The 11859-nt window shown below is 65.8% G+C and carries 18 protein-coding genes; 7 read left to right on the forward strand and 11 right to left on the reverse strand.

The window, feature by feature from the left end:
* The first annotated feature begins 288 nt into the window (after nt 1-288).
* Both GGR00_RS23120 and GGR00_RS23125 read left to right on the forward strand, forming a co-directional pair.
* Entirely contained in the window at nt 289-981 is a 693-nt protein-coding gene (locus tag GGR00_RS23120; protein ID WP_055974354.1) for a DUF1013 domain-containing protein, read from the forward strand.
* Nucleotides 982-1164: 183 nt separating this feature from the next.
* Complete coding sequence (locus GGR00_RS23125; protein WP_184701409.1) at nt 1165-1968, forward strand: class I SAM-dependent methyltransferase; 804 nt, start codon at nt 1165-1167, stop codon at nt 1966-1968.
* Nucleotides 1969-2017: 49 nt separating this feature from the next.
* Here GGR00_RS23125 and GGR00_RS23130 read toward each other — a convergent pair whose 3' ends face one another.
* Nucleotides 2018-2452: a GFA family protein gene (locus tag GGR00_RS23130; RefSeq protein ID WP_184701411.1), complete on the reverse strand. Its 435-nt coding sequence runs from the start codon at nt 2450-2452 to the stop codon at nt 2018-2020.
* Between the two features lie 106 nt (nt 2453-2558).
* On the opposite strand from GGR00_RS23130, the gene GGR00_RS23135 reads away from it, so the two are divergent.
* The gene (locus tag GGR00_RS23135) at nt 2559-2651 is read left to right on the forward strand and encodes a type II toxin-antitoxin system mRNA interferase toxin, RelE/StbE family (protein ID WP_184701554.1); all 93 of its coding nucleotides are present in this window, start codon (nt 2559-2561) and stop codon (nt 2649-2651) included.
* Between the two features lie 77 nt (nt 2652-2728).
* Here GGR00_RS23135 and GGR00_RS23140 read toward each other — a convergent pair whose 3' ends face one another.
* The 4 genes from GGR00_RS23140 to GGR00_RS23155 all read right to left on the reverse strand — a co-directional run bounded on the left by GGR00_RS23140 (nt 2729) and on the right by GGR00_RS23155 (nt 5404).
* Nucleotides 2729-3439 carry a helix-turn-helix transcriptional regulator gene (locus GGR00_RS23140; protein ID WP_184701413.1) on the reverse strand — a complete coding sequence of 237 codons (711 nt, stop codon included), beginning with the start codon at nt 3437-3439 and terminating at the stop codon, nt 2729-2731.
* 181 nt (nt 3440-3620) lie between these two features.
* On the reverse strand, nt 3621-4253 hold the full coding sequence (locus GGR00_RS23145; RefSeq protein ID WP_184701415.1) for a DJ-1/PfpI family protein: 633 nt from the start codon (nt 4251-4253) through the stop codon (nt 3621-3623).
* 25 nt (nt 4254-4278) lie between these two features.
* The gene (locus tag GGR00_RS23150; protein WP_184117373.1) at nt 4279-4452 is read right to left on the reverse strand and encodes a hypothetical protein; all 174 of its coding nucleotides are present in this window, start codon (nt 4450-4452) and stop codon (nt 4279-4281) included.
* 166 nt (nt 4453-4618) lie between these two features.
* The gene (locus tag GGR00_RS23155; RefSeq protein ID WP_055974341.1) at nt 4619-5404 is read right to left on the reverse strand and encodes an SDR family NAD(P)-dependent oxidoreductase; all 786 of its coding nucleotides are present in this window, start codon (nt 5402-5404) and stop codon (nt 4619-4621) included.
* 208 nt (nt 5405-5612) lie between these two features.
* Between GGR00_RS23155 and GGR00_RS23160 the strand changes: the two genes are divergently transcribed.
* The 3 genes from GGR00_RS23160 (at nt 5613) to GGR00_RS23170 (ending at nt 7509) form a co-directional block, all read left to right on the forward strand.
* Nucleotides 5613-5885 carry a metal/formaldehyde-sensitive transcriptional repressor gene (locus GGR00_RS23160; RefSeq protein ID WP_055974338.1) on the forward strand — a complete coding sequence of 91 codons (273 nt, stop codon included), beginning with the start codon at nt 5613-5615 and terminating at the stop codon, nt 5883-5885.
* A complete protein-coding gene (gene dmeF / locus GGR00_RS23165) occupies nt 5882-6874 on the forward strand; it encodes a CDF family Co(II)/Ni(II) efflux transporter DmeF (protein WP_184701417.1) in 993 nt (330 codons plus the stop codon). Before GGR00_RS23160 ends, dmeF begins: the two co-directional genes overlap by 4 nt.
* A gap of 161 nt (nt 6875-7035) precedes the next feature.
* Nucleotides 7036-7509 carry a VOC family protein gene (locus tag GGR00_RS23170; protein WP_184117384.1) on the forward strand — a complete coding sequence of 158 codons (474 nt, stop codon included), beginning with the start codon at nt 7036-7038 and terminating at the stop codon, nt 7507-7509.
* A 48-nt stretch (nt 7510-7557) separates the two neighbouring features.
* On the opposite strand, the gene GGR00_RS23175 is transcribed toward GGR00_RS23170, so the two are convergent.
* From GGR00_RS23175 to GGR00_RS23195, 5 genes are read right to left on the reverse strand one after another with little or no spacing between them, the layout of a single operon-like run.
* Complete coding sequence (locus GGR00_RS23175) at nt 7558-8007, reverse strand: GNAT family N-acetyltransferase (protein WP_184701419.1); 450 nt, start codon at nt 8005-8007, stop codon at nt 7558-7560.
* Nucleotides 8008-8042: 35 nt separating this feature from the next.
* Nucleotides 8043-8465 (reverse strand): DUF1801 domain-containing protein, encoded by a 423-nt coding sequence (locus GGR00_RS23180; RefSeq protein ID WP_184701421.1) that lies wholly within the window; start codon nt 8463-8465, stop codon nt 8043-8045.
* The gene (locus tag GGR00_RS23185) at nt 8465-8689 is read right to left on the reverse strand and encodes a hypothetical protein (RefSeq protein ID WP_184701423.1); all 225 of its coding nucleotides are present in this window, start codon (nt 8687-8689) and stop codon (nt 8465-8467) included. The genes GGR00_RS23180 and GGR00_RS23185 overlap by 1 nt, the downstream gene beginning before the upstream one ends.
* A 42-nt stretch (nt 8690-8731) precedes the next feature.
* On the reverse strand, nt 8732-9142 hold the full coding sequence (locus GGR00_RS23190) for an SRPBCC family protein (protein WP_184701425.1): 411 nt from the start codon (nt 9140-9142) through the stop codon (nt 8732-8734).
* The gene (locus GGR00_RS23195; protein WP_055974317.1) at nt 9139-9462 is read right to left on the reverse strand and encodes an ArsR/SmtB family transcription factor; all 324 of its coding nucleotides are present in this window, start codon (nt 9460-9462) and stop codon (nt 9139-9141) included. Before GGR00_RS23195 ends, GGR00_RS23190 begins: the two co-directional genes overlap by 4 nt.
* A gap of 136 nt (nt 9463-9598) precedes the next feature.
* On the opposite strand from GGR00_RS23195, the gene ybaK reads away from it, so the two are divergent.
* Entirely contained in the window at nt 9599-10072 is a 474-nt protein-coding gene (gene ybaK, locus GGR00_RS23200) for a Cys-tRNA(Pro) deacylase (RefSeq protein ID WP_184701427.1), read from the forward strand.
* 6 nt (nt 10073-10078) lie between these two features.
* Here the strand turns inward: ybaK and GGR00_RS23205 are convergent, their stop codons facing one another.
* Nucleotides 10079-11731 (reverse strand): alpha/beta hydrolase, encoded by a 1653-nt coding sequence (locus tag GGR00_RS23205; RefSeq protein WP_184701429.1) that lies wholly within the window; start codon nt 11729-11731, stop codon nt 10079-10081.
* Nucleotides 11732-11859: the final 128 nt, after the last annotated feature.

The following is an 11859-nucleotide window of genomic DNA, read 5'->3' on the forward strand; positions in this document are numbered from 1 at the left end:
ACATCGGCCACCTCGTCGAAACCATCGAGGCAGCCGAATGCAGGAACTACTTCGAAAACGCCGGATACGCTTCCGTTAAAACATGAAGGGCTCTAAGCCCCGCTTCCCGAGACAGGAGGCGGGGCTTTTTCCCATGCCTGCGCGGGCGGGAAGGCGTGATGGCGGGCGGTTCCAAAATCGTTGCGGTGGGGCGCGAATACGTCTATATACGGGCCGAATTTCCCATTTTCTGGTGGTCTGAACCACCGCCCGCGTGAGGGACGCGGGCGAGCGAAGAGGATATATCGCATGGCCAATACGCTGCTTATGCCCAAGGCGACCGCCGTCTGGCTGGTCGACAACACGGCACTTTCGTTCGACCAGATCGCGCAGTTCTGCTCGCTGCACCCGCTCGAGGTGAAGGCGATCGCCGACGGCGAATCGGCCCAGGGCATCAAGGGCATGGACCCGATCATGACCGGCCAGCTGACGCGCGCCGAGATTGCCAAGGGCGAGGCCGACATCAACCACCGCCTCAAGCTGTCGGACCCCAAGGTCCGCGTGCCCGAGAGCAAGCGCAAGGGCCCGCGCTACACGCCGCTGTCGAAGCGCCAGGATCGCCCGAACGCCATCTACTGGCTGGTCAAGAACCATCCCGAGCTGAAGGACGCGCAGATCTCGCGCCTGGTCGGCACGACCAAGGCGACGATCGAGCAGATCCGCGAGCGCAAGCACTGGAACATGGCGACCCTTACGCCGCTCGATCCGGTGGCGCTCGGCCTGTGCTCGCAGATCGACCTCGACATCGAAGTGCAGCGCGCCTCGCGCGGCCGCGAAGCCCCGGCGCCGACCGGCGATACGCTGCTGCCGGCCTCGCTGACCGAGCGCCTGACGCCGGAGCAGGCCTCGCCCCAGGACGAGGACAAGGAACTCGACGCCAACGCGGTGTTCGCCAAGCTGTCAGCGCTCAAGTCGAAGACCCCCGACGAAGACGAGGAATAGGCTCCTTCGCCTGCTGCGCCATCGGCGTGGGATAACGTTAAAAAAGCCCGCTTTAAGCGGGCTTTTTTCATGCCCGGATCTTGCCCAGGACGGCTGAACTGGCAGGTGTTTTGATTTGCCGCGCAAGCCACCCGGGCGCATGGTTGCTCGCGGGCAACTTCGCCTGAAACGTCGAGGTGCGAGATGAGCGGTTCCGCTGCATTCGACGCCTGGAGCGCCGGCGACAGCTACGAACACTATATGGGCCGGTGGAGCCGGCTGGTGGCGGCGAAATTCGTCGCCTGGCTGTCGCCGCCCGATCAGGCGGCATGGCTGGAGATCGGCTGTGGCACCGGGGCGCTGACGGCCGCCATACTGGCGGGTGCCGTGCCACGCTCGCTACTGTCGATCGACCCGTCGGCCGATTTCGTCGCGCACGCCCGCGCAGCGACCGGCGACAAGCGCGCCCGGTTCGAGATTGCGGATGCGCTTAATCTGCCGGCGGAACCTGCAAGCATCGATGTCCTCACGTCGGGGCTGGTGCTCAACTTCGTATCCGACAGGCCGGCGGCGCTGGCCGAGATGCAACGGGTGATGAAGCCGGACGGCCTGCTGTCGTTCTATGTCTGGGACTATCCCGGCGGAGGCATCGGCTTCATCCGCCAGTTCTGGCTGGCTGCCATCGAAATCGATCCGGCCGCAGCGGAATTGGGCGAAGACAGGCGGTTTCCGTTCTGCACGCGGGAAGGGCTGCTGGCGCTGTGCCATGGGGCCGGCCTGCGCGATGTCGTCATCGCCCCGGTCGAGATCGAAACGCGGTTCGAGGATTTCGAGGCGTTCTGGCAGCCGTTCACGCTGGGGGCAGGGCCGGCGCCGGGTTACTGCATGAGCCTGGCCGAGGATCACAGGGCGAGGCTGAAGGCGCGCCTCGCCGAACGCCTGGGCGAAGCAGGCCCCATCAGCCTTGTTGCACGTGCCTGGATCGCCAAGGCAAGCAAACAACACTGAGGCTCAGGATGCGCCTGGATGCCGGCGCTGATTGCGTCGGCCTCGGCGTCTATTCCGCGGCGATGAATTTCAGCGTGCCGGCGATGCCCGAGCCCGACGCGCCGTCCTTGCGGTCGGACGGATGGTTGATGCCGTCCATGACCGGGATTTCGGTGAAGTCGAACGGGCTGATACCCTCCAGAACCGAGGCATTGACGCCATACTGGTTGGGGTCCGAGCGACGCTGGTGATGGGTGTAAATGCCGCATTTCGAGCAGAAATAGTGCTTCGCGGCCATGGTGTTGAACTGGTAGGTGGTGAGGCTGTCCGCGCCGGCCACGACATCGACGCCGCCAAGGTCGGCCGACAAGGCGACCGCGCCCTTCATCCGGCAGTAGGAACAGGTGCAGCGCCGCGCGCTGCGCAGCCCGTCCGACAGCCTGACGCGCAGGCGGACCGTGCCGCAATGGCAGGCGCCGTCGATCTCGTGAATGTCCATGTTCATTCTGCAATTCCCGCCGTCAGGGGTGTTCCGGCTGGTCACATGAGCGGAGTCGCTGCGGCGTGCAAGTGGCCCGGCCTGATTTCGTCTTGCCCCTTCAGCCGCTCATATCGAACCAGATTGGCTCTTGCTCTACCGGATTGTCGGCGACGAATTGCATTTGGTGCGGACGGGCTCCCATTCCGCTCTTTTTCAAGACTGAGTGCGGGTTGACCCAATGGCAAAAAAAGCCCGGCTGGCGGCCGGGCTTTTCGAAGGGGCTGACGTTGGGAGGATGCGTCAGCCGTGGGAATTGCGATCGCCGAAGGATTCGCTGCGTTCGACGCTGCGGTAATAATCGACCAGCAGCTTGCCGCGCTCGGGCTTGAAGTTACGGCCGGCGGAAGCAACGGAGGCGATGCGGTCGATGCGGAAGGCACGGAAGTCGTTGCGCATCTCACACCAGGCGATCAGCGTCCAGACCTTGCCCCAGAACCACAGGCCGAGCGGGCGCACATCGCGCGCCGAGCCGCGGCCGGCCTCGTCATTGTAATCGAGCTTGAGCACATGGCGCTTTTCGACGGCGCGTTCGATCAGGTCGATCGCCTCGCGGTCGGCGTCGGAGACGACCCACATCGGCGTGTGGATCTCGGTGCGGGCGATGCGGTCCTTTTCCGAGTCCGGCAGGACCGCGCCGATCTTGACCAGGGCCTCGTCGGCGGCACGGGCCATGGCGGCGCCGCCGAAGGCGCGGACCATGCGGGCGCCGGCAACAAGGGCTACGATTTCATCTCGTGTGAACATCAGCGGCGGAAGGTCGAAGCCTTCCCTCATGAGGTAGCCTACGCCTGCCTCGCCATCGATCGGCACACCCGTCGATTGCAGGTCGGCGATGTCGCGATAGATCGTGCGCTCGGAAACCTCGAGCCACGCGCCCAGCTTGTGCGCGGTGACCAGGCGGCCACCTCGGAGATGCTGTACGATCTGGAACAGCCTGTCGGCGCGTCTCATCGAATACCCCTCAAAGTCTCGCGCTGTCCTTGGCCAAGTGGGGGCGCCTGGCCTCGGTGACAATGCGCAAAGTCAAAAGCCGTTCCGGCATACCCTTCGCGCTGGCGCTGCATGGTGCCGAAAGCCTGCGTATGCGGACCTGTTCATCCTATCATCGCACAGGCCTCCTGACAGCATAGTGTCAGGAGCCGTCACCACGTCCGTGCGCGACCATGGCATGCTCGCGGGCGACCGTGGCATGCTCGCGGGCAAACATGGCGCGCATCTCGCCGACCTGGCCGGCCTGCTCGGGATACAACGTCTCGAGGAAGGCCGCGGCGAAGGTTCCCGGCGCCGACCCCGGAGCCGAGACGATGTTGCCGTCGGCAACGGCATGCGGCACATCCCGATAGTTCGCAGCGCCGGCATAGGCCGGCTCATGGCCGAGGATCCAGTCGCGGCCATTGCTGGTGTGGGCGACGCCCTCGAACAGGCCGGCGCGGGCGAGGGCGAGCGTGCCGGCGCAGATGCCGCCGACCACGCCGCCGCGGGCCGCCACCGCCTTCAGCAGCGGCGCGACGTCGGGTGCGCCTGCTGCGGCCCATCCGTCGGAGCCGATGACGGCAACCGCGTCGAGGTCGCCATTTTCCGCCGGTTTGGCGCCGCGCACCGCATCGAGGCGGAAGCCGGCGATCGAGGTCAGCGGCGAGGCGTGCGGCGAAATCGCCACGGCGCGCGCGCCGAACCATTCGACCGCCGAGGCGGCAAGCATGCCGTATTCCCAGTCTGCGTAGCCTTCGATGAAGAGAACACCGATGGTTTTCGAGGCGGTCATGTCGCGTCCTTTCTCGCTGGATGTGTCAGCTGTTGTCGGTGCGGCGCGAGCCGAAGCGATCGGGCCAGCCGATGTCCTTGCGCAGTTCGGCGGGGAGCGAGCTCAGGAATCGCTCGGTGCGGATCTCGTTGTGAATGGTCCTGATCTTGCCGGCATAATGCCTGACCGCGCGGAAGATGTCGGGGGTGAACTTGCTCATGACTGATCCTCCAATTCTTGTACGAGAGGAGTATCGCACAGCCCTCCTGACAGCAGTCTGTCAGGAGCCGGCAGGTGTATCGAGATGCCGGCGAGGCAGGCTTGCAGCTATCGGCCTGGTGCGCTTCCTGAGTCGAAATTTCGACGCACCGGGTGCATTACCGGGCTCAGCCCTTGGCCGGCACCGTGTAGTTGAGGGCGAGCCGTCCGCCGTCGGCGAAGATGGTCTGGCCGGTGATGTAGCTGGCGTCGTCGGAAGCGAGGAAGGCGGCGATCGCGGCGATTTCCTCGGGCTCGCCGATGCGGCCGAGCGGCGTGCGCGACAGGATGCGGGCCTTGGCCGCGGGGTCGGCGTTGACGCGCGCCAGCATGTCGGTCGAGATCGAGCCGGGGCCGATGGCGTTGACGCGGATGCCCCAGGGCGCCAGCGCCAGCGCCATGACGGTGGTGAGCTGGGCGACGCCGCCCTTGGACACGGCGTAGGGCACCTGGTCGGGGATGGCGACGACCGAATTGACCGAGGACATGTTGACGATGGCGCCGGGCGCGCCGCCGGTCTTGACCTTCTCGACCATGAAGCGCGCCACCGCCTGGCCGGCAAGGAAGGCGCCCTTGAGGTTGACCCTGAGCACACGATCGAAATCGTCCTCGGTGACGTCGAGGAAATCGGCCTGGTGGTCGATGCCGGCATTGTTGACCAGCACGTCCACGTCGCCGAAGGCGTCGATCGTCGAGGCGACGAGGTTGTGAACATCGAGGCGCTTGCCGACATCGGCGCGAACGAAGCGCGCCTTGCCGAGCCGGGCGAGGTCGCGCTCGGCTGCGTCGCCCTGTTCCTGGTCGATGTCGGCGATGACGACGCGGGCGCCTTCGCCGAGGAGACGCTCGGCAATGGCATAGCCGATGCCCTTGGCGCCGCCCGTGACGATTGCCGTCTTGCCGTCGAGTTTCATGTCCGCTCCTGTCACCGTTGCCGCGAGGGCGAATCCAGTGGCGGACAGTGGCGGGAAGGGCGGGCGGGGTCAACGGGGCGGGATGTTGCCTCTCCTTACCCCCACCCTTGGTCCCTCCCCACAAGGGGGAGGGAGGAAGGCAACGCTTGCGCCATTGCAAACGCCGCTTCATAATATAGGATACCCCCCTATATTATGTGAGGTGGCGATGTCCCATGTGATCCGTGAAAAATCGAAGCTTCTGGCGCGGGTGCGGCGCATCAAGGGCCAGGTCGAGGCGGTGGAGCGCGCGCTCGAGGCCGAGCTCGGCTGCAGCGACGTGCTGCAACTGGTCGCATCGGTGCGCGGCGCCGTCGGCGGGCTGACCGCCGAGCTGATGGAAGACCACATCCGCGACCATGTTCTCGCGCCCACCGACGCGGCCGAGCGCCAGCGCGGCGGCGACGAGTTGATCGACGTCATCAGGACCTATCTGAAATGAGCCACGACCATCCGTATCCGCACGGCCATTCCCATGACCGGCACCATAGCCATGACCATGACGGGCAGGAGCACGGGCATCGCCACGACGCGTTCGAGCCGGCGCACAGCCACGTCTTCCTGGGCGAGCGCCACGACCGCAATGCGCGGCGGACGATGTTCGTGATCGCGCTGACGGCTGCGATGATGGTGGTCGAGATCGTCGCCGGCACGATCTACGGCTCGATGGCGCTGGTGGCCGACGGCTGGCACATGTCGACCCATGCAGCGGCCATGGCGATCGCGGCACTCGCCTACGTCTTCGCGCGCCGGCAGGCGCACAATCCGCGCTTCACCTTCGGCACCGGCAAGGTCGGCGATCTCGCGGCGTTTGCCAGCGCGGTGATCCTGGCGATGGTGGCGATCTATATCGGCTGGGAAAGCGTCGTCCGGCTGATGAACCCGGTAGCGATCAATTTTCGCGAGGCGGCGATCATCGCCGTGGTCGGGCTGGCGGTGAACCTTGCCAGCGCCTGGCTGCTGCATGATGGCGGCCACGATCATGCGCATGGACATGATCATGGGCATGGGCACGACAACAATCTGCGTGCCGCCTACGTGCATGTGCTGGCCGATGCGCTGACATCGGTGCTGGCGATCTTCGCGCTGGTGATGGGCGCGATCTATGGGCTCCGGTGGATCGATCCGTTGATGGGCATCGTCGGCGCCGTGGTCATCGCGCGCTGGTCGTGGACGCTGATCCGCGACGCGGGGCGCGTGCTGGTCGACTACGTGCCTTCGGGCGAGGACCTGCCCGACGAGATCCGCCAGGCGGTGCAGACCGACAAGGACGTGATCACCGACCTGCATGTCTGGCAGGTCGGGCCGGGCCATCACGCGGCCATCGTGGCGCTCAAGTCGAGTGCGCCGGCAACACCCGAGAGCTACAAATCGAAGCTCGCCCACATCCAAGATCTGTCGCATGTCACCATAGAAGTGCAGCCGGCATAGTATTCAGGCTGCCGTAGGGGTAGCCTGTCGGGCCGGCGGCGGAACGCCAGGCGCGCTGGCGCATTCTGTGTTGGTAGGCATGCCGGCGTCGACAGCGAGCGGCTGCGGCGTGCGTGAAACCGGGCGGGACCGGGCTTCAACGAGGAGGACCAGCAATGGCCATCGCCAAGAACACGATCTGCCTGTGGTACGACAAGGACGCGGAGACTGCCGCGCGCTTCTATGCCGAGGTTTTTCCGGACAGCAAGGTGGGGGCGGTCCATCGCGCCCCCGGCGACTATCCCTCCGGTAAGGAGGGCGACGTGCTGACGGTGGATTTCACGGTTGCCGGCATTCCCTGCATCGGCCTCAATGGCGGGCCTGCCTTCAAGCACAACGAGGCCTTCTCGTTCCAGATCGCCACCGACGACCAGGAGGAGACGGACCGCTACTGGAACGCCATCGTCGGCAATGGCGGGCAGGAGAGCGCCTGCGGCTGGTGCAAGGACAAATGGGGCATCAACTGGCAGATCACGCCGCGCGTGCTGACCGAGGCGATGGCGGCCGGCGGCGGCGAAGCCAAGCGGGCGTTTGCCGTGATGATGGACATGAAGAAGATCGACGTCGCCAAGATCGAGGCGGCGCGAAGAGGGTGATGTCGCCCTGAGGCGTGGCGGCCTGATCTCGGCCCGTAACCCCCAGTGCTAGGGGAGCTCCTTTTGCAGCCTGGCGGCAGGCGCAAGATCGGTTGCGACCGTCTTCACGAATCGAAAGCCTGACGCCTCGTAGAACGAACGCGCGCGCTCGCCGGCAACGACGCCGAGCGTTCGCGCGCCGAACGCCCTGGCGCGGCGTTCGGCTTCGGCGAGAAGCATGCCGCCAATGCCCTGTCGCCATGCTTCGGGTGCCACGAAGAGGTCTTCGAGCTCGGCATGAGTGGCAGCGTCGGCCGGAAGGACAGTGACGAAGCCGACGATCTTCCCGGCGATTTCCGCGACCGCGACATGAGGCAGTTGCGTGGCCGGAACCTCGCGCGCCTCCGCCAGCGCCTGCAACTCCTCGACATGGTCGCCCCAGGCCAGCGAAGATCGCAGCTTGAGTGCTCCAAGCGCATCCCTGTCCGCAGCGAGAGCGGTCCGGATGCCGATGGTCATGGCAGTTCCCGTGCGATCGTTCAGGGCGGTGTCCTTCACATCTTCTCGCCGGGCAAGGCGCTTGCCTGTTTGACCCATTCGGAGAACTGCTGCTCGTCGAACGGCTTGCCCTCGTAGATGTCGAGATAACGCACGTCGGCCTGCTTCGACGTACCTGATGGCAGCGGGGAGAGCTGCGCGCCCTTGAAGAAGGCGACCTTGACGTATTTCGTCATGCAGTGGAAGCCGAGGAACCAGATGTCCTTTTCCATGCCGTAGAAGGGCGAGTTCCACTTCACTGCCTTGACCACGCCGGGCACCGCGTCTGTGACGAGAGCGTCGAGGCGGCGGCCGACGTCCTGCTTCCAGCCGGGCATGGCGTCGATGTAGGACTGGACGACGGCGTCGCCGTAACCCTTTGCGATCTGCGGATTGCCGCCCGACAGGAGCTTTGCCTTGGCGGGTTCCTTTCCGGTCATCAGGCGCTGCCCTTCGCTGCAGACACGGGACTTCCCCGGCCGTTGAAATAGGGCACGAAGAACATGTAGATGCCGGTCGGGATCAGCACGAAGAGCGGCGGAAGCGGCAGGTAGTAGGACCACTCGGGCAAGGTGGTGACGGCCATGCCGGCGAAGATCGATGCGACGGCCAGGCAGAAGACGAGCGACGTCCAGCGGTGGATGGTGCGGATCACAGAGTTCATGGCAATGCTCCGGGATTTCGATGTGGTTGCGGGGGTGCGCGGTCAGTCCAGCTTCGAGACGACGTTGCCCAACGCGTCGAAGAAGCGCGGCCAGCCGACGGTGGCGCCCTGGAAGTAGGATTTCTGGGCGGTGGTGAAGCCGCGCTGTTCCATGCGCAGGCTGGTGCCCGACGCGGTGGGGGCGAGCGTCCAGGTGACGATGCTGCGGAGGTCCTTGGTGTCCCAACGATAGGCCAGCGCGCGGTTCTCCTCGACCGTCTCGACCTGGCAATCGACCTGGCCCCAGTCGGCGGAGAGCGTGAAGCGGCGGCTGGCCTCGGCGGCGAAATCGTTGTTCATCAGCCATTCGGCGATGAGATGCGGCTGGGTCAGCGCGCGCCAGAGCTTTTCGGGCGGATAGGGAAAATCGCGCTCGACCACGACCGAGCGCGTGGTTTCCATGGTTTCGGTCATTGGTCCATCCTCCTGAGCAGGTTGTCGAGATCGTCGAAGCGGTCGTTCCAGAAACCGGACATCTCGCTGGTCCAGTCGACCAGCGTCCTGAGCGCGGCACGCTCGGCGCTGTAGTAGGTGTAGCGGCCTTCGTGCCGGTCGCGCACCAGGCCTGCGGACTTCAGCACCTTGAGGTGCCTGGAGACCACCGGCTGCGAGACGCCGGCGCCGGAGAGCAGCCCGACGACCGTCGTGTCGCCCTCGCGGCAGAGACGCTCGAAGAGCCCGCGGCGGGTGGGGTCGGACAGCGCCCGGAACATCGCGTCGTGAATTTCAGACATCACTCATACCTATCTGGCTATGCGATGACACATAGCCATATAGGTATGAGTATGTCAAGGAGACGACGACCGCCGAAGGGCATGATCCATTTTGGTAGCCCTTGCGAATGGCCGGGCCGCTGTTGCACAACGGGGCATGTCCAAGACCACTCCCGCCACGCTCGCGCTGACCAAGTCGGGCATAGCCTTCACCGTCGCCACCTATGACTACGATTCCGGTGCCGAGCGCGTCGGGCTGCAGGCGGCCGAGGCGATGGGGGTTGCGCCTGGCATCGTGCTCAAGACGCTGATGGTCGAGGTCGACGGCAAGCCGGCCTGCGTGGTGGTGCCCTCCGACCAGGAGGTCAACATGAAGAAGGTCGCCGCCGCCTTCGGCGGCAAGGCGGCGCAGATGATGAAGCCGGTCGATGCCGAGCGGCTGACCGGCTACAAGGTCGGCGGCATCTCGCCCTTCGGCCAGCGCAAGCAGGTGCCGACGGCGGTCGAGGAGATGGCGACGCTGGAGGACGAGATCTACCTCAATGGCGGCCAGAGGGGCCTTCAGATACGCATGCGCCCCGACGACCTGATCGCAGCGCTCGGCGCCAGGGCGGCCGACCTCATCCGCTGACCCGCGTCATTTGCGGGCATCGATGAAATGCTGCTTCAGCCTGGCGACGGCATCGGGAGTCCAGCCCTCGATGTCGGCAACCTGCATCCAGGCATCGATGTAGTGCTCGGCAGCGTAGACGTGGCCATGGCCGATGGGCGCGGTGGTGGCCATGGCGATGTCGAGCGTCAGCTGGAGGAAGGTGACGACCGGGTACCAGCGAAGCTCGGGCGACACGTCGGGCCCGCGCGGCGTCTTCATCCAGTCGGGCTCGCGGTAGAGCGCACGCGGCTCGTAGAAGACGATCGGGTCCGAGGCGTATTGCAGGTAGACGAGGCGCAGCGGACCCCAGCTGGCGCCCGGAATGTCGAGCGCGTTCTTCTGGGCGGTGAAGCGGACATAGGAGCCGTCGCGGAACTCGGGCAGCCATGCCGGCGTGCCGGGATTGCGGCCGTCGGTGATCGAGCGCCAGATGCGGCTGGCGAAGGGCGGGCCGCTGAGCAGGGCGCCCTGATATGGGTCGCCAAGGACCTCGAACAGTTCGTTGGACAGCTCGGTGCTGAGGGCGCCGAGGCTGAGGCCGAAGAGGTAGAGTTTCGGGCGCGTTTCGCGGGGCAGGGTGCGCCAGTGGCCGTAGACCTCGGAAAACAGCGCGCGCGACTGCTCGGCGCCGTAGCCGGGCTCGACCAGCAGCGACAGCCAACTGGCGAGGTAGGAATACTGGGTGGCGACGCTGGCGACATCGCCATCGTGCAGGAACTCGATCGGGTCGAGGGCCTGTTCGTCGACCCAACCGGTGCCGGTGGGCGTGACGATGACCAGCGTCGAGCGTTCGAAGCCGCCGGCGCGCTTGAGTTCCTCCAGAGCGAGCTTGGCGCGCTGCTGCGGCGTGTCGCCCGATTGAAGCCCGACATAGACGCGGACCGGCTCCAGGGCCGGTTTTCCGGTGAGCTTGCCGATGTCGGCTGCGGTCGGGCCGGTGGCGATGTAGGAGCGGCCCATGCGGCCGAGATCCTGCCAGCGGACCAGCGAAGCGGTGCTGCCGGTCTTGCCCGGTTCGGTCGGCTGCTGCGTCTCCGGCGGCATCAGCGCGTCGAGGCGCTGGAACGAGCTGTCCATCACGCGCAGCCCGTAGCGGAAGATGATGCCGTCGGCGGCCGACCAGAACAGCAGCACTGCAATGGTGGTGCCGATGACATAGGAGACGCGCGTCGGCACGAAGCGGCGCAGCTTCTCAGAGACGAAGATCAGCGTCAGCTTGAACAGCCGGCCAAGCGTCACGAGCACGACGAAGGTGACGAGCGCGATGGCGCCGACTTCCAGCGGGTGGGCGGTGTCGACCGGGTCGAGCTGCATCAGGCCGCGAATCGAATTCTGCCATTCCGAGGCGCGCCACAGGAACACCAGGCCGACGATGCCGCAGGCGATGGCGGCAACAAGCTTGCCGCCGACCAGGATGCGCGCCTTGAGTTCAGGCAGCTCGAGGTAGCGCCACAGCCAGCGCAGGAAGAAGCCGCAGCCATAGCCGACGGCGGCGGAAAGGCCCGAGAGCACGCCCTGGGTCAGGTAGGTGCGCGGGATCAGCGTCGGGGTCAGCGATGCCGCGAAGAACAGCGTTCCCAACAGCAGGCCGGTGGTCGAAAACGAATACCAGTACCTGACGACCCAGTTCCGCAGCATCTTCAGTGCCCCTCATGCATGTCGGGGCAACTTGCCTCGGGCCCGGCGTGCAGGCAATGGCACAGCGTCCAGATCTGCGGGACAGGCTGTGTCGAGCCTAGCGCCCTCGTGGTTCGACAGGCTCACCA

This window comes from Aminobacter aganoensis, assembly GCF_014206975.1.
Classification (GTDB): Bacteria; Pseudomonadota; Alphaproteobacteria; order Rhizobiales; family Rhizobiaceae; genus Aminobacter; species Aminobacter aganoensis.